Annotated in this window: 23 protein-coding genes; 11 read left to right on the top strand and 12 right to left on the bottom strand. The window is 62.8% G+C overall.

The features are described from left to right. Positions 1-21 precede the first annotated feature (21 nt). Both AC07OO_RS12545 and AC07OO_RS12540 read left to right on the top strand, forming a co-directional pair. Positions 22-999: an NAD-dependent epimerase/dehydratase family protein gene (locus AC07OO_RS12545; RefSeq protein WP_495082443.1), complete on the top strand. Its 978-nt coding sequence runs from the start codon at positions 22-24 to the stop codon at positions 997-999. After that, the gene (locus AC07OO_RS12540) at positions 996-1,496 is read left to right on the top strand and encodes a DNA-deoxyinosine glycosylase (protein ID WP_495082442.1); all 501 of its coding nucleotides are present in this window, start codon (positions 996-998) and stop codon (positions 1,494-1,496) included. Before AC07OO_RS12545 ends, AC07OO_RS12540 begins: the two co-directional genes overlap by 4 nt. Positions 1,497-1,582: 86 nt before the next feature. Here the strand turns inward: AC07OO_RS12540 and AC07OO_RS12535 are convergent, their stop codons facing one another. Further along, complete coding sequence (locus AC07OO_RS12535; RefSeq protein ID WP_495082441.1) at positions 1,583-2,317, bottom strand: PEP-CTERM sorting domain-containing protein; 735 nt, start codon at positions 2,315-2,317, stop codon at positions 1,583-1,585. 163 nt (positions 2,318-2,480) lie between these two features. Between AC07OO_RS12535 and cutA the strand changes: the two genes are divergently transcribed. From cutA to AC07OO_RS12520, 3 genes are all read left to right on the top strand, one after another. Further along, positions 2,481-2,810 (top strand): divalent-cation tolerance protein CutA, encoded by a 330-nt coding sequence (cutA, locus tag AC07OO_RS12530; protein WP_495082440.1) that lies wholly within the window; start codon positions 2,481-2,483, stop codon positions 2,808-2,810. 29 nt (positions 2,811-2,839) lie between these two features. Then, positions 2,840-3,697, top strand: a complete 858-nt coding sequence (locus AC07OO_RS12525; protein WP_495082439.1) for a sterol desaturase family protein — start codon at positions 2,840-2,842, stop codon at positions 3,695-3,697. Between the two features lie 110 nt (positions 3,698-3,807). Then, on the top strand, positions 3,808-5,127 hold the full coding sequence (locus AC07OO_RS12520; protein ID WP_495082438.1) for a DUF7933 domain-containing protein: 1,320 nt from the start codon (positions 3,808-3,810) through the stop codon (positions 5,125-5,127). Positions 5,128-5,130: 3 nt separating this feature from the next. Here AC07OO_RS12520 and ybeY read toward each other — a convergent pair whose 3' ends face one another. Then, positions 5,131-5,577 (bottom strand): rRNA maturation RNase YbeY, encoded by a 447-nt coding sequence (gene ybeY / locus AC07OO_RS12515; RefSeq protein ID WP_495082437.1) that lies wholly within the window; start codon positions 5,575-5,577, stop codon positions 5,131-5,133. A 31-nt stretch (positions 5,578-5,608) separates the two neighbouring features. Continuing rightward, a complete protein-coding gene (locus AC07OO_RS12510) occupies positions 5,609-6,643 on the bottom strand; it encodes a PhoH family protein (RefSeq protein ID WP_495082436.1) in 1,035 nt (344 codons plus the stop codon). 87 nt (positions 6,644-6,730) lie between these two features. On the opposite strand from AC07OO_RS12510, the gene ruvA reads away from it, so the two are divergent. Continuing rightward, positions 6,731-7,303, top strand: a complete 573-nt coding sequence (gene ruvA, locus AC07OO_RS12505) for a Holliday junction branch migration protein RuvA (protein WP_495082435.1) — start codon at positions 6,731-6,733, stop codon at positions 7,301-7,303. A gap of 13 nt (positions 7,304-7,316) precedes the next feature. Here the strand turns inward: ruvA and AC07OO_RS12500 are convergent, their stop codons facing one another. Both AC07OO_RS12500 and AC07OO_RS12495 read right to left on the bottom strand, forming a co-directional pair. Further along, positions 7,317-8,369, bottom strand: coding sequence for a hypothetical protein (locus tag AC07OO_RS12500; protein ID WP_495082434.1), 1,053 nt, complete (start codon positions 8,367-8,369; stop codon positions 7,317-7,319). A gap of 166 nt (positions 8,370-8,535) precedes the next feature. After that, positions 8,536-9,717: a carbonic anhydrase gene (locus AC07OO_RS12495; protein ID WP_495082433.1), complete on the bottom strand. Its 1,182-nt coding sequence runs from the start codon at positions 9,715-9,717 to the stop codon at positions 8,536-8,538. A gap of 186 nt (positions 9,718-9,903) precedes the next feature. Here AC07OO_RS12495 and ruvB point away from each other — a divergent pair, with 186 nt between their 5' ends. Then, positions 9,904-10,965 carry a Holliday junction branch migration DNA helicase RuvB gene (ruvB, locus tag AC07OO_RS12490; protein ID WP_495082432.1) on the top strand — a complete coding sequence of 354 codons (1,062 nt, stop codon included), beginning with the start codon at positions 9,904-9,906 and terminating at the stop codon, positions 10,963-10,965. A gap of 89 nt (positions 10,966-11,054) precedes the next feature. Next, a complete protein-coding gene (locus AC07OO_RS12485) occupies positions 11,055-11,450 on the top strand; it encodes a hypothetical protein (protein ID WP_495082431.1) in 396 nt (131 codons plus the stop codon). A gap of 36 nt (positions 11,451-11,486) precedes the next feature. On the opposite strand, the gene arfB is transcribed toward AC07OO_RS12485, so the two are convergent. Both arfB and AC07OO_RS12475 read right to left on the bottom strand, forming a co-directional pair. Continuing rightward, positions 11,487-11,900, bottom strand: coding sequence for an alternative ribosome rescue aminoacyl-tRNA hydrolase ArfB (gene arfB / locus AC07OO_RS12480; RefSeq protein WP_495082430.1), 414 nt, complete (start codon positions 11,898-11,900; stop codon positions 11,487-11,489). Between the two features lie 40 nt (positions 11,901-11,940). Next, positions 11,941-13,701, bottom strand: coding sequence for a lysoplasmalogenase family protein (locus AC07OO_RS12475; RefSeq protein WP_495082429.1), 1,761 nt, complete (start codon positions 13,699-13,701; stop codon positions 11,941-11,943). Positions 13,702-13,840: 139 nt separating this feature from the next. On the opposite strand from AC07OO_RS12475, the gene AC07OO_RS12470 reads away from it, so the two are divergent. Next, the gene (locus AC07OO_RS12470) at positions 13,841-15,037 is read left to right on the top strand and encodes a tetratricopeptide repeat protein (RefSeq protein ID WP_495082428.1); all 1,197 of its coding nucleotides are present in this window, start codon (positions 13,841-13,843) and stop codon (positions 15,035-15,037) included. 22 nt (positions 15,038-15,059) lie between these two features. Here the strand turns inward: AC07OO_RS12470 and AC07OO_RS12465 are convergent, their stop codons facing one another. The 5 genes from AC07OO_RS12465 to AC07OO_RS12445 form a co-directional block, all read right to left on the bottom strand. After that, complete coding sequence (locus AC07OO_RS12465; RefSeq protein WP_495082427.1) at positions 15,060-15,713, bottom strand: histidine phosphatase family protein; 654 nt, start codon at positions 15,711-15,713, stop codon at positions 15,060-15,062. Between the two features lie 17 nt (positions 15,714-15,730). After that, positions 15,731-16,687, bottom strand: a complete 957-nt coding sequence (gene ttcA / locus AC07OO_RS12460; RefSeq protein ID WP_495082426.1) for a tRNA 2-thiocytidine(32) synthetase TtcA — start codon at positions 16,685-16,687, stop codon at positions 15,731-15,733. Positions 16,688-16,855: 168 nt separating this feature from the next. Further along, entirely contained in the window at positions 16,856-17,740 is an 885-nt protein-coding gene (locus tag AC07OO_RS12455) for a M14 family metallopeptidase (RefSeq protein WP_495082425.1), read from the bottom strand. Then, the gene (locus AC07OO_RS12450) at positions 17,734-18,105 is read right to left on the bottom strand and encodes a dihydroneopterin aldolase (RefSeq protein ID WP_495082424.1); all 372 of its coding nucleotides are present in this window, start codon (positions 18,103-18,105) and stop codon (positions 17,734-17,736) included. The genes AC07OO_RS12455 and AC07OO_RS12450 overlap by 7 nt, the downstream gene beginning before the upstream one ends. Positions 18,106-18,119: 14 nt before the next feature. After that, the gene (locus AC07OO_RS12445) at positions 18,120-18,917 is read right to left on the bottom strand and encodes an SDR family oxidoreductase (protein WP_495082423.1); all 798 of its coding nucleotides are present in this window, start codon (positions 18,915-18,917) and stop codon (positions 18,120-18,122) included. A gap of 115 nt (positions 18,918-19,032) precedes the next feature. On the opposite strand from AC07OO_RS12445, the gene AC07OO_RS12440 reads away from it, so the two are divergent. Together AC07OO_RS12440 and AC07OO_RS12435 are read left to right on the top strand one after the other, a co-directional pair. After that, positions 19,033-21,294, top strand: a complete 2,262-nt coding sequence (locus tag AC07OO_RS12440; RefSeq protein WP_495082422.1) for a penicillin-binding protein 1A — start codon at positions 19,033-19,035, stop codon at positions 21,292-21,294. 148 nt (positions 21,295-21,442) lie between these two features. Continuing rightward, a complete protein-coding gene (locus AC07OO_RS12435; RefSeq protein ID WP_495082421.1) occupies positions 21,443-22,168 on the top strand; it encodes a substrate-binding periplasmic protein in 726 nt (241 codons plus the stop codon). Positions 22,169-22,261: the final 93 nt, after the last annotated feature.

Genomic DNA, 22,261 nt, shown 5'->3' with positions numbered 1-22,261 from the left:
CCCCTCTGAGCGAAGACGGCAATGGCAAAGAAATTATTGGTACTGGGCGGCACGGTGTTCCTGGGGCGCCATGTGGTGGACGCCGCGCTGGCCGCGGGTTGCGAGGTCACGCTGCTCAACCGGGGCACGCGTGAGGCCCAGTTCGCGCATCCGGTGGAGCACTTGCGCGGCGACCGCGACGGCGATCTCAGCGCGCTGCAGGGGCGCCATTTCGACACAGTGGTCGATTGCAGCGGCTACACACCGGCGCAGTTGCAGCGCTCGGCCGACGCGCTGGGCGACCGGGTGGGCCACTATGTGTTTGTGTCGACGATCTCGGTCTATGCCCGGTTCGCGTCGGGCCAGGCCTACGACGAAGCCGCGCCGGTCACAGAAGCTACCGAAGGCTATGGCGGCGCCAAGGCCCGGGCCGAAGAGGTGATCCTGGCTGCCCTGCCGGGACGGGTGTCCATCTTGCGGCCTGGGCTCATCGTCGGGCCTTACGACCCCACCGGTCGCTTCACCTACTGGCCGCTGCGCATGGCCCGTGGCGGCCAGGTGCTGGCACCCGGGCGGCCTGAGCGGCCGGTGCAGTTCATTGACGCACGCGACCTGGCCCAGTGGTGTGTGCAGTTGGGTTTGCAAGGCAAGCCCGGCGTCCTGCATGGCGTAGGGCCCTCGGGCAGCATGGCCGAACTGCTGCAGGCCTGCCAGCAAGCCGGCGGCAACGGTGCTGTTGAGTTGCAGTGGCGTGACGATGCCCGCCTGGTGGATGCCAAGGTCGCGATGTGGACGGGCTTGCCGCTGTGGATTCCCGAGTCCGACGCAGACTACGGCGGCATGTTGTTGGCCAGCAGCCAGCGTGCGGCAGATGGCGGGCTGCGCACCCGCCCGTGGGTGGAGACTGCGCGCGACACGCTGGCCTGGGCGCAAGCGGCGGGTGCCGCGGCCCGGTCTACTGTGGCCTTGACCCCTGAGGCCGAGGCCGCCCTCCTCGCAGCAATCGCTTCTGCGGCATGACCCTGGTCACCAGCTTCCCCCCGTTGGCACGACCCCATGCCAAGGTGTTGGTGCTGGGCAGCATGCCGGGTGTGGCATCGCTCACGGCGCAGCAGTACTATGCGCATCCACGCAACCACTTCTGGCCCATCGTGGCCCGCATCGCCGGGTTTGATGCCGCGGCACCCTATGCCGATCGGGTGGACGCGCTGACCAGTGCGGGCTTTGCGGTGTGGGACGTGCTGCAGAGCTGTGTGCGGCCGGGCAGCCTGGACAGCGCCATCCAGGCCGGCACGCGCGTGCCCAATGATTTCGCGGCATTCTTTGTCGAGCACACTGGCATCACCCGCGTGTGCTTCAACGGCACCGAGGCGCACAACAGCTTTACCCGGCATGTGCTGCCGGGCCTGTCCGTGAAGGGGGTGGACTATGTGCGCCTGCCGTCCACCAGTCCCGCGCATGCGGTGCCGTTTGCAACCAAGCTGGCCGCCTGGCGTGCGGCGTTGCTGGGCGCTTAGCCAAGCAGGTTGCTACTGTTTATATAGCGTATTGCGTAGTATTGACGAGGGCTAGACGGCTATTTGCCTGCATGCCCTTCGATCATTCAGGCAGTTTGGGCCTTGTTGCGACGGCGGCGTGCCACACCGCCCACCAGCGCCAGACCGGCCAGCATCAGCGCATAGGTCTCCGGCTCGGGCACGGTGGCCACCATGTACAACTGGTCCTGGGCATTCACCGTGTAGTGGCCGTGGCTGTCCTGGCTGTACAGGTTCAGCACCCGCACATTGCCGATGCCGCTCCAGGCGCCGGAGTTCACCGCCGCATTGGCCATGTTCTTGTACTGTGTGGCAAGGCTGCTCATGGTGCCGAAGGACTCGCCCTCCAGCGACCAGATGGCCTGCTGCACGGCCGTGTTTTTCACGGCCTGGTTGTAATTGCCCCAGATGGAGGTGTTGGAGAGGTTGGTCGTGAAGAACTGGGTAAACAGCCACGCGGTGCTGGCACTGATGGGGTCTTGCGTGGACGTATGGCCGGGCTCGCTGCCGTTGTAAGTGCCATAGGCACCGGCTGCATTGACGGTGTGGTTGGTCACGCTGGCCACGCGGTAAGGCGTGTTGCCCAGGCTGATGTGTTCGTTGTACTCCAGGCAAAAGCTTTGGAAGGAGTTGTTCCAGGTGCCCGACGCGCCCGAAATCACCGATCCGTTGAATGCGCCACCGGGGTTGTCACCCACGCCGTCCGCGAACTTGACGATAGTGCCGGTGACCACGGTCGCGGCGGCCCACTGTGTGCCCAGGAACAAGGCTGCCGCCAGTGCCGATCGAACCATTTTTTTCATACTATTTGTGTTGCGCATTGCCAGAAGTCCCGGTTGAAACCAAATGTAATAATTTGTAGCTGGACTGTAGGGGCTGCGGCCTGGATGGTAAATAGTCCGAACGGACTAAGCCCCGGCAGGAAGTGTGAACAATGTCACGGATTGGCCCGAAGACGAAAACTGTATGGAACCCATTGCCGTGATCACAACCGTTGGCAACCGCGCCGAGGCACGGGCGATGGCGCAGGCACTGCTGGAGCGCAAGCTGGCGGCCTGTGCCCAGATCGAAGAGATCGAGAGCTTCTACACCTGGGACGGTGCGGTGCAGAACGAAGTGGAATTCCGCATCACCTTCAAAACCCTGGATACGCAGTACGCGGCGGTGGAGGCTGCGATCAAGGACTTGCACAGCTACGAATTGCCGGCCATTTATGCAGTGGCGTTGGCTGAGGTCTATGCCCCCTATGGGCAATGGGTGGGGGAAGACGTACAACTGCGCCGAGACCCTGGCTGACGCAGTTACGATTCCCGGATTCCATGCCCTTGCTCAACCTTCTTCTGCAGTACATCGAGCCCATAACCCAGGGGGCTTTGGCGACCGGGCTGCTTCTTTTCGCGGGGTTCGAGTTGCGTCGGCCCCGCAGGCCCCTGCGGGCCGACAGAAAGTCCCGTTGGATGACCAACCTGGGCATTTATCTGCTCACTACGGCGTGCATGCTACTGGCGTTTGACCCACTGAGTGCCTTGGCCATCCAATGGGGTGGTATGGGTGGGTGGGGCGGCTTGGCGGCCATGGCTTGGCCATCCTGGGTCAAGGTCACCCTGGGCGTGCTATTGATTGACGCCCTGCAGTATGCGCTGCACGTGGCCTCGCACTACATTCCCTGGTGGTGGCGTTTGCACAAGATCCACCACAGTGATACATCCGTGGATGCATCCACGGCGATCCGACACCACCCCCTGGAGGTCTTTGCCAATGCGTTTCTGCTGGTGGCCTTGTTTGCCGCCTTGGGCCTGCCGCTGTTTTCCATCCTGATATACGGTGCATTGCAGCAACTGCATGCGCTGTTTTGCCACGCCAATCTGGTGCTCCCGCCCGCGGTGGATGCGTGGCTGCGGATGCTGTTGGTAACGCCCGACATGCATGCGGTGCACCACTCCGAGCGGATGGACGAGGGCAACTCCAACTTTGGACTGGTCTTCCCCTGGTGGGATCGCTTGTTTCGCAGCTATTGCGCGCAACCTGAACAAGGGTGCGGGGACATGCGTCTGGGCATCGCCGAACGGTCGGGCCCATCCTTGCGCCTGCTGGCGCTGCTGGGCTTGCCGTTTGTGGCGCTGAAAACGCAGGCCGGCGCAAAGGGCAAGGGTGGGCGGCGCAAGCAGGGGCGGCGGCGTTGAGCGTCACCTGTGCAATATGGGCGGGCGGTGTTGTGCTGTCCCAATAATGCAGAGAGAATTTGTCGGTCCTTGGTTCCAACAATTGTTGTCCACACGGTAGGAGGTGCCCCATGACACGGTTTGTTCGCCGGATGGTGTTTTTGTTTGCGTCCATGTGCCTGCTACTGGGCTCCACAGGCGCGTTTGCGGGCACGCCGTCCGTCTTGACCTTCACCAAATCCTTTGGTGCATCCAGCATTCCGCTCAATGGCAGCACGAGCCTGACGTTCAATCTGTCCCTGAACAATGTCGGGGGGCAAAACACCAATTCCTTTGGGTTCACGGACACCTTGCCGGCTGGATTGGTCGTGTCTACGCCCAGTGGGGCTTCGGCCATCAGCTGTTCCTACGCCAATGGCGGTGCGAACAACATCGGCATCCTCACGGCCAGCCCGGGTAGCGGCAGCATCACGCTGGCGGGCATCAATATGCCTTCGCCCAGTAATTGTTCGTTCTCCGTCAATGTCACGGCAACCTCGGTGGGCACCAAGACCAACTCGGTGACCACGTCCGCCGCCTATATCGCTGGAGGCACAACAACCGCCACCGCGACGCTGGAGGTCACTGCGGCAACCCCACCCATTCCCAACCAGACTCCAACCCCCACCAACGGCATAGGCACGCAACCCACGACGGTGAATCTCAGCCAGGGTCAGGGGCCGACGATGACGACCTGTATGCTCAATGCGGTCAAGAGCTTTGCAGGGCTCGGTCAGGCGGTGTATCTCGGGCAGGACGCATATGGCGTGGCCAGTATCGACCTCAAGGATGGACGCTATTTGTCGTTCTACCCCTTATCGGCCAACACCGACACATCGCGCGCGCCGGGGTTGTACTTCTCGGGCAGCAACCGGGCTAGCCTGGTAACCAGTTGCGGTAGTTTTGATATCGCCCCTGCGGTCTACAACATGGCAGCACTGGGCACGGTCGTTGCTGCCACCGGTTCAGGTGCGTCGGTGGCCCTGAGTGCGGATGGCGTGGCTACGTATGCTGCCAACAACCAAACCTTTGTCTTGCGTCCAGACTTCTATGTGAGTCGCAATCAGGGCGGCGGGGCAGGCTTCACGAATGCCAGCAATGGTTATGTCTTCAACGATGGCGCTGGAAATGCCCAATTGATGCGCGGGGCCTTTTTGGACCCCACGGGCTTGGTTATTGCGATTGCACAGGAAGCGATTCCCGGCACCTTGTCTATTTCTTCCGACGGAACCGCGACCTACTCTGCCGCGGTAGGTGGATCCCGTTGGTTGCTGGTCGCCCAGCCGGTTCTGGAGCCTGTGCCTGCCGCTTATGCCAACAAGCTGGCTTGGCAAATTGGGAATTCGGCTTGGTACCGTGGCAGTACGGTGCAGTCGCTGGCCCAGCGATTTACGGTTATCCCGCTGAATTGATGCCTAGTAGGGGTTCTTGAACCCCAGCCTTGCCATGATCTCGCTCTCGCGCAGTTCCATTACCTGTGCGTCCTCGTCCAGCTCATGGTCCCAGCCCTGGGCGTGCAGCGTGCCGTGCACGATCAGGTGGGCGTAGTGGGCCTGTAGCGTCTTTTTCTGTTCCTTGGCCTCGGCGGCCACGACTGGTGCGCACAGCACCAGGTCGGCGCTGACGACGGGCTCTTGCGTATAGTCAAAGGTCAGCACATTGGTGGCGTAGTCTTTTTTGCGGTACTCGCGGTTCAGCGCCTGGCCTTCTTCGGCGTCGACGATGCGCACCGTGATTTCGGCATCCGTCTGCAGCGCATGGCGTATCCACTTCTTGACCATATGGCGGGGCAGGGCGGCGCGGTGCTTGTCGGGTTTTGCGACGCCGCTGAATTGCAGGGATAGTGTGAGTTCGGGCAGCATGGTGGCGGTGGTTGTTTGTTCTGTCGGGGAATCAGGATTTGGCGGCAGCGCGGCGGCCAGGTGTGCGCAGCTTGGGCAGGCCCATGCGGGGCAATGCGGCCTCTTCGCCGTCATCGGGAATGGTGATGGATGGTAGTTCGTCCTTGCGCGCTGCGTCATAGGCGTCTACCACGCGGGCCACCAGCGGGTGGCGCACGATATCGGCGCTGGTCAGGCGCGTGATGGCAATGCCGCTGACCCGGCGCAGCACCCGTTCGGCATCGACCAGGCCGCTGAGCTGGGCCCGGGGCAGGTCGATCTGGGTCAGGTCGCCGGTGATGACGGCCTTGGCACCAAAGCCTATGCGGGTCAAGAACATCTTCATCTGCTCGGGCGTGGTGTTCTGCGCCTCGTCCAGGATGACGAAAGCGTTGTTCAGCGTGCGCCCACGCATGAAGCCCAGTGGCGCGATCTCCAACTGCTGCTTCTCAAAGGCCTTGTGCACCTGGTCATAGCCCATCAGGTCGTACAGCGCGTCGTAGAGGGGGCGCAGATAGGGGTCGACCTTCTGGTTCAAATCGCCAGGCAGAAAGCCCAGGCGTTCACCGGCTTCCACCGCTGGGCGGGTCAGGATGATGCGCTGCACGGCACTGCGCTGCAGGGCATCCACCGCGGCGGCCACGGCCAGGTAGGTCTTGCCCGTACCGGCGGGGCCGATGCCGAAGGTGATGTCGTGCTCGGCAATATTGTCCAGGTACAGCGCCTGGTTCTTGCTGCGGGGCTTCAGGTCGGCGCGGCGCGTGGTCAGGCTGGGGCCCTCGCCGGCATCGGCCGAACCGTCGCCCGACAACATCAACTGCACGGTTACTGTGCTGATGGGTTTGGCCGCGATCTCGTACAGCGCCTGTATCAGGTCCATGCCCCGCTGGGCCTTGGCCTTGGGGCCTTCGATCTTGAACTGTTCGTGCCGGTGGGCGATGCGGATGTCCAGCGCCGTTTCGATGGTGCGCAGATGCTCATCGGTCGGGCCGCACAGATGGGACAGGCGGTTGTTGTTCAGCGGTTTGAAAGTGTGTCGGAGGATCAAGCTGATAATTCCGGTCAGAGAGATAAGAGGGGGCCAGGAAAAGGCCCCCATCATAGGCAACAAACCGCAAACAACCCAGGGCACACGATGATCGGCAAACTCACAGGCATTCTCAGCGACAAAAATCCGCCCCAAGTGTTGGTGGATTGTGGCGGTGTGGGGTATGAGGTGCAGGTGCCCATGAGCACCTTCTATAACCTGCCGGTCAGCGGTGAAAGGGTGTCACTGCTGACGCATTTTGTGGTGCGTGAGGACGCGCAGATTTTGTACGGCTTTGCCATCGAGGCCGAGCGTGCCGCGTTCCGCGAACTGATCAAGATTTCCGGTGTCGGCCCACGCACTGCGCTCTCCGTGTTGTCGGGCATGAGTGTGGGCGAGCTGTCGCAAGCGGTGACGCTGCAAGAGGCGGGCCGCCTGATCAAGGTGCCGGGTATTGGCAAGAAGACAGCCGAGCGCCTGCTGCTGGAACTCAAGGGCAAGCTCGGTGCCGATATCGGTGCCACCGCTGCGGTGGCCAACGATGCCCAGGCCGACATTCTGCAAGCCTTGCTGGCGCTGGGCTACAGCGACAAGGAGGCCGCTGCCGCACTCAAGGCCTTGCCGGCTGACGTGGGTGTCAGCGACGGCATCAAGCTGGCGTTGCGGGCGCTGGCCAAATAAGCGGTAGCCACTATCAACGCGCGGGCATGGTGCCCGTGCCGTAGCGCAGGTTGATGAAGCTGCCGCTGCTGGAGCGGTCCGCCTGGCCCCAGAAGTCAGTTCCCTGGAAGCTAATGCGCTGTAGATCCAGTGCCCCGTTGGCCGGGTTGAAGATGGAATTGCCCCGGCAACTGCCGGGCATGGACGGCGTGTAGGCAAAAAGATCCAAGGTCGTCAGCGTGCTGTTCAGGGTAAGGATGGCGTCGTAATTGGTGCCACCCACGGCCGCCTGGCGCACCAGTGCGAAGGGCGTGACGCCGTTGCTGATGACCAGCGGGGACTCGCAGAATCCATCGCTACTGCTGGTGATGGGCATAGCGACGCCCAGCAACAGCTTGTCGGTGCCGGGGACTAGCGAAGTGGGCGGTGTGAAGCTGATGAGACTGTTGGACGCGCTGAGACTGCCAAATATCGGTAGGTTGCTCGTGGGGCTGGCGCCGAGCAGTGTGGCATTGGCGCGCACATTGGTGATGCGGATAGCACGATTGGTGGTCTTGCCGGGCGGGTCTATCGGAACACCCAGCCACGACACCGCATTGATGCGCAGCGTGCCGGAAAAAGACGCAGGCGGGGTGTACGGAAATATGTTGCCGGGAGCCACCGTCACCGGGCCTGGAAAGACGATATTGCCAGAGCCGTCAAAGAACAGGCTATTGGAGCCCGCCGCCACACCCGGCGGGCACAGGATGGAGTTGCCCAGGTGGCTGCACTGGTCATAGCTGATGGTGAGCAAGGGCGCACCGGCCGAACCGCTATTGGGAACTGCGCCATCCACCAGCAGGGTAATGTCGCTGGTGCCTCCACTGCTGGGGCCGCCGGAGCACGTCAGGTTGAGCGCGCCCAACTGCTCCGCCGCAATGTCGGAGCGCAGCACCGGGGCAACGGAAACATTGGTGGTGCACCGCAAAGCGTCTCCGCTCACCACAACCGCCAGTGCGCTGGCATGACACCAGACCGATAACAGGCCGGCGATGCAGTACGCCAGGCAACGGTTGGTACAACTGCAAGAAGAAGTGATCCACCCCATGGCAGTGACTCCTGATGGTGAAACGTCCCACGCCGCAAGAGCCCCAGTACCTTTGGTCTGCCCTGGCAGTCCCTGGATGAGCCGTTTCAGCTGCTCTCCCGCAGAAAGTATCGTCCTATCGCCGAGCGCCGTCAAACGGCCCTTTCAACGCCTGCGAGCCATGCGCTTACTGCGCCTCCCGCACCGCCCGTCCATTGAGCGCCTGCACCGGGCGTGCATTATTGGGGTACAGCTGGGTAAACAGCCTGTACTGCCCCTTGCTGATCGTCACGGGCTTCTTCAGCACCATCCACAGCACGCCTTCGGAGCAGGGCGGCGTGGTCAGCGAGCCCATGAACTGGTAGTAGCGCTGGTCGGTTGGCAGCAGTTCGCTGACATTCAGCAGGCCGGCCGGCATGCGCACGCGGTCGTTGGCGTCCAGCGGCATATAGGTCCACACCTTGTCGATGAAGGGGCTGGCTACGCCCTCGTCCAGCAGCACCGCCACCACGGCCAACTGGCCCTCGCTGTTCTTGTGCACCAGGTGCGCCACCATCGGGAAGCGCCGGGAGTTGATCTGTTCCTCGGACGGGGTGTGGAAGTGGAATTGCAGCAGCCGGTAGGTGGAGCCGCGCACGGTGATGGCGTTCTCGCCCTGCACATCCACTTGGATCGTGTGGCCGTTGTTGACCACCGTGCCATTGCTGGGCGTGTACGCAAACTGCACAGCCTCGGCCGGGCCTTGCAAGGTGGCCCCGTCTTCGATGTTGATGGGGGACTGGCGCTTGCCGCTGGCGCAGGTGCCGAAGTCGGGCTTGAGCTTGCCCCAGGCTTGCGGGCCGGTATCGCCCTCATAGGCCCAGTGGACCTCGCCACCGCCATGGCCGGACGCTGCCGAGGCAGAGCCCTGCACGGCCGGGGCCTCCGCACCGTGACCCGCGACAGCTGCGGCTCGGGCTTGCTTGTAGTGCTGGCTGCTCAGGGCGCGTGCGGCAGCGGTTGAACTGCCGGCGCTGGTCCTCGGTGGCGGCGGGCCCTTCTCTTCCACGATCACCGTCATCTTCTTGCTATTGACCACGGTGCCAGCCAGGGCCGCGCGGATTTTTTCGGCCATGGGGTTGCCGCTGGCGGTGGGTAGGCTTTCCACTGGGGCCGTTTTGCTCGCCGTGGCGGGTGCGGGACTTTCTTGGGATGCAGCCTTGACCGGTGTCGATGCCGTGGGTGCGGCTGCCGATGCGGCTGGCGCGGCGGGAGCCGCCCCATGGTCGGCAGCGCCGGCGCCACCACACAGCCCAAACCCCAGGGCGGCGGCCAGCACCGGGCGTAGCGCGGCGGCAAGGCGGGAGGCGGTGTTGTGCTGTGGGTTCATGCGTGGGCGTGCCTTTGCTAGCTGCGAAATGCCATCACCCACACCCAAGGGCGCAGGCTTGCCTCCATCGTATCGGCTTGACCGGGCCGTAACTTGAATCGGTGCCGTTGCCGGGGTCAAGCGCATGCGGGCGAGCGCTATAGTGTGCATCCGCCCCTCTACCTTCCGCAAGAAGCCATACCCGCCGTGAGCATCCAAACCGACGACTTTGCCGCCCCACCTTCCAAACGCATGGTGTCCAGCGCCCCTACGTCGCCCCAGGAAGAGGCGATCGAACGCGCGCTGCGGCCCAAGCTGCTGGACGAGTACGTAGGCCAGGCCAAGATCCGCGAGCAGTTGGAAATTTTCATCAGCGCCGCCAAGATGCGCGGCGAGGCGCTGGACCATGTGCTGCTGTTTGGCCCGCCCGGCCTGGGCAAGACCACACTCTCTCATATCGTGGCTGCCGAGCTGGGTGTCAACTTGCGCCAGACCAGCGGCCCCGTGTTGGAAAAACCCAAGGATCTGGCCGCGCTCTTGACCAATCTGGAAAAGAACGATGTGCTCTTCATTGACGAGATTCACCGCTTGAGTCCGGTGGTCGAAGAAATCTTGTACCCCGCGCTGGAAGACTACAAGATCGACATCATGATCGGCGAGGGGCCGGCTGCGCGCTCCATCAAGTTGGATCTGCAACCCTTCACGCTGGTGGGGGCCACCACGCGCGCCGGCATGCTGACCAATCCGCTGCGTGACCGCTTCGGCATCGTGGCGCGGCTGGAGTTTTATACCGCCGAGGAGTTGGCACGCATCGTCAAGCGCAGCGCGGGCCTGCTGAACGCGCCCATGGATGCCGATGGCGGCTTCGAGATCGCCCGCCGCTCGCGCGGCACACCGCGCATCGCCAACCGCCTGCTGCGCCGCGTGCGCGACTATGCGGATGTGAAGGGCAGCGGCCACATCACGCTGGACATGGCCAACCGCGCGCTGGCCATGCTGGACGTGGACCCCCAAGGCTTTGATGTCATGGACCGCAAGCTGCTGGAGGCCGTGATCCACCGCTTCGATGGCGGCCCGGTGGGGCTGGACAATATTGCGGCCAGCATCGGCGAAGAGCGCGAAACCATTGAAGACGTCATCGAGCCCTACCTGATACAGCAGGGCTACCTGCAACGCACGCCGCGCGGGCGCATCGCCACGCTGGCGGCCTACCGGCACCTGGGTGTGGCGCCGCGCAACGCGCCCGAGGGTGGGTTGTTTGCCGAATGAGGTGCTGATTTCCCCAGAGTACTATTGGAAGAAACAGCCTCTAGCCCTCGGGTATATTGCACGCTCAGCTATTAAAAAGGTAGCAGGCAATGGAAGTCATTTTTGAAATCCTGTTCAGCGTTTTCGGCGAGTTGCTGCTGCAACTCTTTGGCCAGATTTTTATCGAGATCGGCCTGCACTCGGTGGCCGAGCCCTTTCGCAAGAAGCCCACGCCCTGGCTGGCGGCCATTGCCTATGCACTGTTTGGAGCGGTCTTGGGTGGCCTGAGTCTGCTGGCCTTCCCCGATTACCTGATGACCAACAAGAGCCTGCGCATAGCCAATACCGCACTGTCCCCCGTCGTTGCCGGTCTGAGCATGGCCGCGATCGGAGCCTGGCGCGCACGCCGCGGCCAGGCTGTGCTGCGCATCGACAAGTTCAGCTACGGCTACCTGTTCGCGCTGGGCTTTGCGTTGGTGCGGTTTGGGTTTGCGAGTGCGGGCTGACGAGATGGGCGATCTGCGGCGTTGCGCAACGGCACGTTAGTCGCCGCCCGACACCTTTCCCCGCAGCTTCTTCACATCCGCCCGCACGGCTTTGCCCTCCAGCCGCTTGCGCTGCGAGCTTTTGGTGGGTTTTGTGGCCTTGCGGTGCTTGGGCAGCACGGCCACGCTGTCCACCAGGGCCTGCAGGCGCTCAATGGCCTCTGCCTTGTTCTGCTCCTGGCTGCGTGTGGTCTGAGCCTTGATGACCACCACGCCGTCTGCGGTGATGCGCTGGTCGCTCAGGGCCAGCAGGCGCGCCTTGATGGCGTCGGGTAGAGACGAGGCAGGAATCGAGAAGCGTAGGTGGACGGCGCTGGATACCTTGTTGACGTTTTGTCCCCCGGCGCCCTGCGCGCGGATGGCGGAGAAGTCGATCTCATCTTCGTTGAGCGGTATCAGGGGACCGGGCATGCCCCGCATTGTCGGGCACAGCGCCCGCCAAAGCTTTCCCTCACGCTTTGCGCGCGTTGTGCACGATCAGCATCTGTGCTGCATAGTAAGTCGCCAAAATCCACAGCGATGACAGTTCCACCGGTGTCACGAATTTGTTGATGGCGATCAGCGAATCGCTGAGCATGAATACGCAGGCGCCCAACGCTACCCAGCCCGCACCAGCGCCGTCGGGTGATGCGGTGGCGCGGCCGATGGCCTGTGCCGCCATCATCGCGATGACGCTGACATAAGCCGCCACCGCAATCTTCAGCACCGGGTCGCTGAGGCCGCCCCAGATGATGGCGTACATGGTGGCGCCCACTGACAGCACAGCCACCAAGGCCTTTTTGCTGGGGAACCAGGCCTGGCCCTGGCGGAACAGTGCGATGTAGAACAGGTGCGCCACCAGGAACGAGGCAAGGCCGGGGATGAAGTAGTTGCCGGGCAGCATCAGGAACACATCACCGACCAGCGAAAACACCAAGGCCGCGACCAGCAGCGCATCAAAACGGCTGAATGACCCGCCCGTAGGAGCAAGCTCTGCAGAGAAACCGACGCTAGCTCCCGTGGAATATGCACGGGCAGCTACAAAAGCAATAGCAATCACCATTGTCAGGGGTTTGAAGACCATGTAGCCATCCGTCAGGCCCAAGGCGCCGACGGTGGCCAGCGCGCCGCTTTCCACGACCAGCACTTCCAGCATGTGCAGCCTGCCCTGCAGGAAATGCCCCGACGCCCACAGGCCGGATGCAATGGCGGCACACCAGATCGCGCTGTCGGCGAAGGACAGTGTGTTCACATGCCACAGAAACGCGAGTACGGCTGCCATGGCTGCCAAGAACTGGAAGCTGGCAAACCATTGTTGCGAGCGGGTGAGCGGTGGGTTGTACAGCGTGACCGCGGCCAGTGTGAACGCTGGCTTGGGGTTAGCGCGCGCCATGGCGGGGCTTTGCCAACCTGGGGGCTTGAACCAGAGTTTGATCTTGTCGCCCCAATCGGGGGTGCGCCAGGAATCCTTGGCCAGTGTCCAGTAGGTGTCCACATTGGCCCACAGCGGGTCCCAACTGTTGAGCAGGCCGCGGGTGCCGTAGACGCAGGTTTCCTTTTCTTCCTCGAAAGTGCCAAACAGGCGGTCCCACAGGATCAGGATGCCACCGTAGTTCTTGTCGATATACGGGTCGTTGACCGCGTGGTGCACGCGGTGGTTGCTGGGTGAGCAGAACACGCGGTCAAACCATCCCAGTTTGCCGATCTGTTCGGTGTGCACCCAGAATTGGTAGAGCAGGTCGATCAGCGCCACGATGCCAAAGACGGTGGGCGGCACACCGGCGATCGCCATGGGCAGATAGAAGACCCAGCCAAATAGAAAGCCGGTGGAGGTCTGGCGCAGCGCGGTCGTCAGGTTGTATTGCTGGCTTTGGTGGTGTACCACATGGGCGGCCCACAACAGCGACACCTCGTGGCCCAAACGGTGCAGCCAGTAGTAGCAGAAATCGTAGAACACCAGGGCCAGCAGCATGCCGTACCAGGTGCTCCAGAACTCCAGATGGGGGTATAGCGCCAGGGCATTGAAGGCCAGCACATAGATGCCGATACTGAACAGCTTGCTCAGCACGCCGGTGAGCTGGCTGAGCATGCCCAGGCTGATGCTGTTGATGGCATCACTGAGTCGGTACGGCGTTTGTCCTGTGGTGCGGCTGCTGTGCCTGAGGCTCCACAACAGCTCCAGTGCGATCAGCAGCAGAAAAACGGGTGTGGCGAAAACAATGACTTTGCTCATGGTTTAATTTTCACCGAGCGGGCGCTTTGCTGATATCGGGGCAACCCTAGGCAGGCCTATGCAATGCGCTTGACCCATGCCACTTCCATGACCATACTGGCCATGGGAGTTCTACATATTGTTTTACCGAGGTGATGCCATGGTTCGCAAAGGCCGGTGTGCGATGTTGTTGTTGGCCGTTGTGCTGGGCTTGGGGGGCTGCGCTGCGCCCAGGCAGAGTGCCAGTCTTGCGGCGCCCGACCATCTATGGCAGGACCAGGCATTTTCCTACCAGCCCAGCCTGGTGAGTGAAACCCGTGAATCGCTGTTTGCGCTGGACGCCGATGTGGTGCGCGACCTGCGCGCGGACGACGGCCTGACCCGCTCGACCGAGGTGCGCCTGGACCTGCTGGTGGCCCGGCTGTATGGCCCCAACGGCATACGCCTGTCCTATACCAGTGGCCACACCACCGGTGCGTCGGAGACCTGGCATAACAAGCGGGGCGATTGCCTGTCACTAACCCTCCTGGCCTATGCCTCGGCCCGCTACCTGGGCATCAATGCCCAGATGCAGGAGGTGCGGGTGCCCTTCTCCATGGACCGGCGCGACGGTGTCGACTTCATCAATGGCCATGTCAACGTGCTGGTGCGCCACGCCACGGAGGTGACGATCAACGGCCAGTCCTTTGGCGCTGGCAGCTTCATCATCGATTTCGAGCCCCAGGCGGGCTCGCGTCGGTCCGGCCAGTGGCTGACCGAAAACGCCATCATGGCCCGTTACTACAACAATCGGGCCAGCGAATACCTGGTGCAAAAGGACGATGTGCGGGCCTACGCTTACTATCGGGCCGCCATCGCCATGGAACCCGGGTTCGCGCCCGTCTATGGCAATCTGGCCCAGTTGTATGCCAAGCATGGCCTGATGACCGGTGCCGAGCAATTGCTGCAGCATGCCATCGCGCTAGGTGGCCCCGACTATGCGCCACTGCGCGCCATGCGCACCCTGTTGGTGGCGCAGGGACGCCATGCCGAGGCGCAGCGCTATGCCGAACTGCTGGCCAAACGCCAGGACGAAGACCCCTACTACTGGATGGGCGTTGGCATGGCTGCCATGAACGAGGGGCGCAATGGCACGGCTATCAGTGCCCTGGAGCGGGCCGTGTCGCTGACCACCGGCTTTGAGGAATTGCACTACTACCTGGGTGTGGCCTACGCACGCAACGGCCAGCGTGACGCGGCCATCAAGCAGTTGGCTACCATGAGCGCCATCAACAGCAAGGACCCAGGCATTGCCATGCTGAGCAAGAAACTGCAGAGCGGCGCCCTCAAGGGTACCGTCGCACAGCCGCCCGTCTAGGGCTTGAGCGGGTGGCCAGCGTCTAAGCGCTGGTCTCGTCCAGTGCAGTCTCGTCCAGGTGCCGCACATCGCCCCAGCCAATCAAGGTCAGGCCATCGGGCGTCCATAGCAGACGGTTGATCGCGGCATTGCCGAGTTCCCAGGTGCGGGGTGCCTCGACGCCCTGGCCGGTGGCCATGCGGTAGAGCGCATCCATGACGCCGCCATGCGCCACCAGCACGATCTGCTCGCCGATGTGCTGGGCCGCAATGGCATCAACCGTGTGGCGGATGCGCTCGCGCAATTGGGTCAACGACTCGCCGCCATGGGGTGCAAAGTGCGGGTCACGCTGGCGCCAGCGCCGCGACTCTTCGGGCCAGTCGGTGGCGATCTGGGCGTAGGTCTGGCCCTCAAAAATGCCGAAGCCGCGCTCCCGCAGGCCGGTGTGCGCATGCACGGCGTGTGCAGTGGGACGCTTGTTATGGTCGGCCACAGCCTGGGCGGTCGCGAAGGCGCGTGACAGGTCACTGCTGTAGATGGCGGCAATGTCCTCATCCGCCAAGGCCTGGCCGGCGCGCTGGGCCTGCCACTGGCCTCGGGCGTTCAGGCCGATGTCCAGGTGGCCTTGCAGGCGGGTGTCCACATTCCATGCGGTTTCGCCATGGCGTATGGCGATGATGCGGGTTGCGCCAGTCATCGGTTGCACTCGTTCGCTTAGGCTGCCACGACCTGCAGGCCAGGCAGGCCCGACAGTGCGGGCGCGGTGGGCTCTTCGTGGTCGAAGGCGGTATCGCCATTGGCGTCGGGTATGCCGGTGGCCTGGATGCCCTTGAAGTCGTGCCGGCTGTGGTCCATCAGGTGTGAGGGCACCACGTTTTGCAAGGCGGTGAACATGGTCTCCAGACGGCCGGGGTATTGCTTCTCCCAGTCGCGCAGCATATTGCCGATCTGCTTGCGCTGCAGGTTCTCCTGGCTACCGCATAGCGTGCAGGGGATGATGGGAAACGCGCGGTGCGCTGCCCAGCGGATCAGGTCTTTTTCGGCCACATAGGCCAGCGGGCGGATGACAATGAATTCGCCGTTGTCGCTGGTCAGCTTGGGGGGCATGCCCTTCAACTTGCCGCCGAAGAACATGTTCAGGAAGAAGGTTTGCAGCATGTCATCGCGGTGGTGGCCCAACGCGAGCTTGTTGCACTTCAACCGGCGCGCCACGCTGTACAAGATGCCCCGGCGCAGGCGGCTGCACAGGCTGCACATGGTCTTGCCTTCTGGGATGTTCTTCTTGACGATGGAATAGGTGTCTTGCGTCTCGATGTGGAACTCGATGCCCAGCTTGGCCAGGTATTCGGGCAGGATGTGGTCGGGAAAACCGGGCTGCTTCTGGTCCAGGTTCACGGCCACCAGCGTGAAGTCGATCGGCGCGCGGGCCTTGAGCTTCATCAGAATGTCCAGCATGCCGTAGCTGTCTTTGCCGCCGGACATGCAGACCATGACGCGGTCGCCTTCCTCGATCATGTTGAAATCGATGATGGCCTGGCCCATTTGGCGGCACAGGCGTTTTTCGAGCTTGTGGGTTTCGCGCTCGATCTTTGCGCTGTTCGTGCTGGCGGGTTGCTCGGCGGCGGCGTCTAGTGTTTCGGCCCAGTTGGCGGATTCAAGGATGGCGTTCATACGGTCTTTGGTTACGGGGCTTGCAGATGCTGCGGGGTTGAGCCTGCGTCGGCGGACCCTGCTGCCCAGTACATGGGGTGTGGTGTGTCACCCTCTGGGCCGGCGGACGGAAGCCGCTATTTTAAGCCACCGGCCCTTTTTTCGTGTTTCAGGGGTCAACGTGCCGCCTCAGAGCCTGTTTGCCAGCAATTGTGTCAATGCTTCCACTGCGGTGGCATGCACCTTGACCCGCTGCGCCAAGTCATGCCCGTCATGCACCTCGACTATGAAAGCCAGCGGCACGCCATGCTCCCTGGCCCACAGGGAGGCCGTAGTGAGGCGTATGCCGGGGAAATCGGACGCGGGCACCGACCAGACACCTTGCGCGGGTTTGGGGGCGTGGGCCATGCCGGACTGGCTGGCAATCGTGGCCACGGCAGCCTGCACGGCGGCGGTATTGGGTGGCGCATAGGCCAGCAGGTAAAAACCTGCGTGGGATCGGTCCTCGTGCAAGTCCACAAACAGGTCGCAGTGGGCTTGGGTGAATACTAACTTCGCCAAACGACTTTCTTGCGTCTCACCGTTGACGAACGCACGAGCGATGTCGTCATTGTCGGCATTGCGCCGCAGGTCGCGGGCCCAGCCCCAGGGGTTGGCCATGGGCAGCATCACATAGTTCAGTTGTGCGTAGGTCTGCGGACGGCGGGCTATGTCTCGGCCCAGCTCCAGCACGGCCTGCGCGCCTGCGGGCTCATTGCCGTGGATGCTGCCCATCAAACATACGGTCTTGCTGTCGGGCCGCAGTGCGGGTTTGCGGACCACCCACAGCGGGATAGACGCTCCATCGTATTGCAGTGTGCCAGCAGCTTCCATGGGTAGACCAGTCTGGCGCAAGGCCGAGGCGTAGCTGTCCAGATCGCGCACGGTGTGGTTGCGGCGCACGTAGAACAAGAACCAGTCGACGTAGTAATAAGCACCCCACACGGTGACCGCCAAGGCCACATAGAGCACCGTGCGTCGGAGCGTGCTTGCGGTGATCCGCCGCCGCAAGGCGCCCAATACGCCGGCTACCACTGGCCGGCTTCGACCCGTATCGCCACTTCGCAATCGTCAAAAATCTCCAGCTTGGCGATCTTGACGCGAACGCCCAGCACGCCGGGCAGTTGCATCAGGCGGTGGGCCAGCTTGCCGATCAGGCTTTCCAGCAAGTTCACATGCTCGGCCGTGCATTCGTCGATGATGATGCGGCGCACCTTGCGGTAATCCAGCACGTGGTGGATGTCATCGTCATGCGGCAACAGGGGCTGTACGCCCAGGCTCAACTCAGCATCCACCTGGATGGGCTGCGGGGCCGTTTTTTCCGAATCCAGAATCCCTAAGTTGGCGTCAAAACGCAGGCCGGTCAGGGTCAGGGTCTGGTTTCCCGTGGTGTGTTGCATAGGGGTGGGGGCTTTCACATCAGGGAGAAATCACGCTCAAAGCGCATGAGGTGCTGGCCGCCGTCCACCAGCAGCGTGGTGCCGGTGATGGATTGGTTTTGCAGCGCAAACAGCACGGTAGCCGCTACGTCCTGCGGGGTGGATGAGCGCCCCAGCGGCGAGAGCTTGTGCAATGCCTCAAACTTGGCATCGCTGAGCAGATGGCTGGTTAGCGTGAGGCCGGGCGCCACACCGACCACACGCACCCGTGGGCTCAGGGCCAGGGCCAGCATGGTGTTGGCGGCTTCCAGCGCGGCCTTGGACAGGGTGTAGCTCATGAAGTCCGGATTCTGGTTCCATAGCTTCTGGTCCAGCAGATTGACGACGACTCCAGCGGGCGCCGCAGCATCCACTTGCCCGCGCTCGGCTATGTGCTCGTGCAGGGCCTGAGCCAGCAGCACGGGCGCACCGACATTGCTGCGCATATGCTTTTCCAACGCGGCAAAGCCAAAGCTGGCGCTGGTGTCGTGCTCGAACGTGGACGCGCTATTGACCACGGCGTCCACACGCCCCATGGACTGGATGACGGCCGGTAGCAGGCTGCGAACCGCGGTTTCGTCCGAGAGGTCTGCACGAAATGCGGCTGCACCCCTCGTCAAATCTGCGCAGTCTGCTGCTGTTTTTGTAGCATCTTCCAGCGAATCCCGGTAATGCACCGCCACGCGCCAGCCTGCGGCGGCCAGTGCCAGTGCGATGTCGCGGCCCAGGCGCTTGGCGGCGCCCGTCACCAGGACGGTGGGCGGCAAAGGCGCGTGCGGGGTGCTTGGGGACATGGGGGTGGTGTGGGGTGAATACGGGGCCGATTTTAGTGCCCCACCCATTCGTCAGCCACAATACGCCCGCCAAGCGCCGCCTGCGGCCCTGGCTTTCCCCTACCGGTCACCCTCTATGTTTTCTATCAAAGACAAGCACAAGCCACTTTTGAAATGGATGCTGGGTTTCGCAGCGCTGGCCGCACTGGCTGCGGTGTTGCTGGCGGGCTATGCGCTACTGGTGCTGGCTCCGGGGCTGCCGGCGCTGGACGCGGTGACCGACTACCGGCCCAAGATGCCACTGCGTGTCTACACCGCCGACAACGTGCTGATCGGTGAGTTCGGCCAGGAGCACCGCGACTTTGTGCCCATCCGCGACATACCCGCCCAGTTAAAAAACGCGGTGCTGGCCATCGAGGATGAGCGTTTCTACAGCCACAGTGGCGTGGACCCCAAAGGCATTCTGCGGGCCTTTGTGTCCGATGTGACTGGCGGCGTCAAGCAGGGTGGCTCCACCATCACCATGCAGGTGGTGCGGACCTTTTTCTTGACCCAGGAAGGGACCCTGACGCGTAAGCTCAAGGAAGCCATGCTGTCCTACCGCATCGAAAGCGCGCTCAGCAAGGACCAGATTCTGGAGCTGTACATGAACCAGATCTACCTGGGGCAGCGCAGCTACGGCTTTTCCAGCGCGGCGCGCGCATATTTCGGCAAGCCGTTGAAGGACCTGAGCCTGGCGCAGAACGCCATGCTGGCCGGTCTGCCCCAAAACCCGGCGCGCCATAACCCAGCCGTCAACCCCGAGCGAGCCAAGCTGCGGCAGATGATGGTGCTCAAAAACATGCTGAGGCTGGGTCATGTCACCCAGGCCCAGTTTGACCAGGCCAGCAAGGAGCCTATGCGCATCAACACCGGCCCCATCGTGGAGTCCCACGGCGCCTATGCGGCGGAGATGGTGCGCCAAAGCATGGTGGCGCAGTACCAGGAGGCGGCCTACACCATGGGTTTGAATGTCGTCACCACGATCAACCAGGCCGAACAATGGGCGGCCTATGAGTCGGTGCGGCGCAATGTGCTGGCTTATGACCAGCGCCACGGCTACCGCGGCCCTGAGGCGGTCATCGATTTGCCGACCGACGAAGACGCCCGCGACGATGCCATCGACGCGCTGCTACAAAAGCACCCGGCCAGCGACGGCTTGCTGCCCGCGGTGGTGACTGAGGTGGCAGCTAAATCCCTGAAGGCGGAACTGGCCTCGGGCGAATCCATACAGATCACAGGTGGCGAATTGGGCTTTGCGGCGGCGGCCCTGCAGGCCAACGCCGGCAAGTCCCTGCGTCTGCGCCCCGGCGCGCTGATACGGGTGGTGCAAAACGCCAAGCAGAAGTGGACCATCACGCAATTGCCGGAGGTGGACGCGGCCTATGTGTCGCTGAATGCCCAAAGCGGCGCCTACCGTGCGCTGGTCGGCGGCTTTGATTTCCGCCGCAAGAATTTCAACCACGCCACCAGCGCCTGGCGCCAGCCGGGCTCGTCGATCAAGCCCTTCATCTACTCGGCGGCGCTGGAGCGTGGTTTTGCGCCAGCCACCTTGATCAATGACGTGCAGCTTTCCGCCACCACGACGGAGAGCCTGAAGTGGGACCCGCGCAACGACGACGGCAAGTACGACGGCCCCATCCGCATGCAGGACGCGCTGGCGCAGTCCAAGAACGTGGTCTCGGTGCGCATCCTCAAGGCCATTGGCGTGGACTACGCGCGCGACCACTTGCAGCACTTTGGATTTGACGCCGACAAGCATCCACTGAACCTGACGATGGCGCTGGGCACAGGGTCGGTCACGCCATTGCAATTGGCCTGTGCCTATGGCGTGTTCGCCAATGGCGGCTACCTGGTCAGCCCGTGGCTGATCCAGCGTGTCAGCGACGGGCGTGGCAAGGTCTTGTTTGAAGCCGATCGGTCCGCCACCCCGCCCGAAGAGGCGCGCGCCATCGACGCCCGCAACGCCTTTGTCACTGACAGCATGCTGCGCGAAGTCACACGCACCGGCACCGCGGCATCGGCCAGCCAGAAGCTGGAGCGCCAAGACCTGGCTGGCAAGACCGGAACCACCAGCGACGCGGTGGACGGCTGGTTTGCCGGCTACGCCAACGACATCGTGTCGGTGGCTTGGATGGGCTACGACGAGCCCCGCTCGCTGGGCACGCGCGAGTTTGGCGCCACACTGGCCCTGCCCATCTGGATAGACAGCATGCGCCGCGCGCTACAGGGCAGCACGCCCAGTGCGCGCCCGGTGCCCGACAACATCAGCTTTGCCGATGGCCGGTGGTACTTCAACGAGTTTGACAGTGATGCAGGGGTCAAGACGCTGGGGCTGGACGAGTCTGTCGCGCAGTAAGTGCTACGCCATCCTTGGTGGCGCTATTTCGCTGCACTGCGGCCGCTAAACGTCGCATAATTTCTGTAGTGATCGGCCGCCCGTCATGGCAAATGGGGGCCGGTTGCGCGCAGCGAGAGAGCATAGGGATTTCAAAGAGAATCGCGCCATGAAGAACCTGTTTCTGGTCGTGCTGCTGTGGTGTGGCATCGCATGCCGTGCGGAAACAATCACCCTGGGCGCCGAGGACGATTGGGCACCATACTCTTCCATCGTGAAGGGGGAGGCCAGAGGGTTTGCGGTCGACGTGGTGCGCGAATCGTTTGCCGCCATGGGCGTGGAGGTCAAGTTTGAGGTCCTGCCCTACGTGCGCTGCATGGCCATGGCCAAGGCAGGCGATGTGGTTGGCTGCTTCGACGCCGTTCCCAATAGCCTGATAGCTGGAAGCTACCTGTGGCCGGCGCGGCCGCTGTTCATCTCGCATATGAACATCTACGGACTCGCCAACTCACCGGAGAACGGTTTGAATGCCACCAGCCTGGAGGGCAAGACCGTGGGCGTGGTGCGTGACTACGAATACGGCGACGAGTTGGATCTCAACCAGCGCGTCTTGCGCCAGGTGGTGAGCAAGAACGAGGGTGGCTTTCGCATGCTGCTGGCCAGGCGCATTGCCTATATGGCGGCCGAGGAAAGGATCGCCAATGCGCTGTTCAAGCGTGCGCCCGATCTGGCAGGCCAGTTCAAGCAGGTGGGCACCATAGCGGCACCCGGTCTCTATGTAGCCTTTACCAAGCAGTCGGACCAAGGCGCCAAGTACCTGGACGTGTTCAACCGCGGCTTCGACGTGATTCAAAAGACGGGGCAGTACAAGGCCATTGAACGCAAATGGTTCTAGCGCGCTGCTGACCCCCTCTGACCCGTGCGAGAACGCCCGGTTTTGCTGCAGTGCGATACTTGCGCCCTTTGATCGCAGTGCGCGCTTGCGCCC

The organism is Rhodoferax sp. GW821-FHT07G04, assembly GCF_059418585.1.
Note: the sequence above shows the minus strand (reverse complement) of the source record. Positions and strands in the feature narration are given on the sequence as shown.

Excerpts from the sequence above, each read along its gene's own strand:
- cutA (WP_495082440.1), top strand. The coding sequence starts at position 2,481 with ATGGAACCCATTGCCGTGATCACAACCGTTGGCAACCGCGCCGAGGCA.
- ybeY (WP_495082437.1), bottom strand. The coding sequence starts at position 5,577 with ATGCTGCCCGAACTCACACTATCCCTGCAATTCAGCGGCGTCGCAAAA.
- AC07OO_RS12445 (WP_495082423.1), bottom strand. The coding sequence starts at position 18,917 with ATGTCCCCAAGCACCCCGCACGCGCCTTTGCCGCCCACCGTCCTGGTG.
- AC07OO_RS12495 (WP_495082433.1), bottom strand. The coding sequence starts at position 9,717 with ATGAACCCACAGCACAACACCGCCTCCCGCCTTGCCGCCGCGCTACGC.
- AC07OO_RS12520 (WP_495082438.1), top strand. The coding sequence starts at position 3,808 with ATGACACGGTTTGTTCGCCGGATGGTGTTTTTGTTTGCGTCCATGTGC.
- AC07OO_RS12470 (WP_495082428.1), top strand. The coding sequence starts at position 13,841 with ATGGTTCGCAAAGGCCGGTGTGCGATGTTGTTGTTGGCCGTTGTGCTG.
- AC07OO_RS12435 (WP_495082421.1), top strand. The coding sequence starts at position 21,443 with ATGAAGAACCTGTTTCTGGTCGTGCTGCTGTGGTGTGGCATCGCATGC.
- AC07OO_RS12465 (WP_495082427.1), bottom strand. The coding sequence starts at position 15,713 with ATGACTGGCGCAACCCGCATCATCGCCATACGCCATGGCGAAACCGCA.
- AC07OO_RS12540 (WP_495082442.1), top strand. The coding sequence starts at position 996 with ATGACCCTGGTCACCAGCTTCCCCCCGTTGGCACGACCCCATGCCAAG.
- arfB (WP_495082430.1), bottom strand. The coding sequence starts at position 11,900 with ATGCCCGGTCCCCTGATACCGCTCAACGAAGATGAGATCGACTTCTCC.
- AC07OO_RS12440 (WP_495082422.1), top strand. The coding sequence starts at position 19,033 with ATGTTTTCTATCAAAGACAAGCACAAGCCACTTTTGAAATGGATGCTG.
- AC07OO_RS12500 (WP_495082434.1), bottom strand. The coding sequence starts at position 8,369 with ATGGGGTGGATCACTTCTTCTTGCAGTTGTACCAACCGTTGCCTGGCG.
- ttcA (WP_495082426.1), bottom strand. The coding sequence starts at position 16,687 with ATGAACGCCATCCTTGAATCCGCCAACTGGGCCGAAACACTAGACGCC.
- AC07OO_RS12545 (WP_495082443.1), top strand. The coding sequence starts at position 22 with ATGGCAAAGAAATTATTGGTACTGGGCGGCACGGTGTTCCTGGGGCGC.
- AC07OO_RS12475 (WP_495082429.1), bottom strand. The coding sequence starts at position 13,701 with ATGAGCAAAGTCATTGTTTTCGCCACACCCGTTTTTCTGCTGCTGATC.
- ruvA (WP_495082435.1), top strand. The coding sequence starts at position 6,731 with ATGATCGGCAAACTCACAGGCATTCTCAGCGACAAAAATCCGCCCCAA.
- AC07OO_RS12535 (WP_495082441.1), bottom strand. The coding sequence starts at position 2,317 with ATGAAAAAAATGGTTCGATCGGCACTGGCGGCAGCCTTGTTCCTGGGC.
- AC07OO_RS12450 (WP_495082424.1), bottom strand. The coding sequence starts at position 18,105 with ATGCAACACACCACGGGAAACCAGACCCTGACCCTGACCGGCCTGCGT.
- AC07OO_RS12485 (WP_495082431.1), top strand. The coding sequence starts at position 11,055 with ATGGAAGTCATTTTTGAAATCCTGTTCAGCGTTTTCGGCGAGTTGCTG.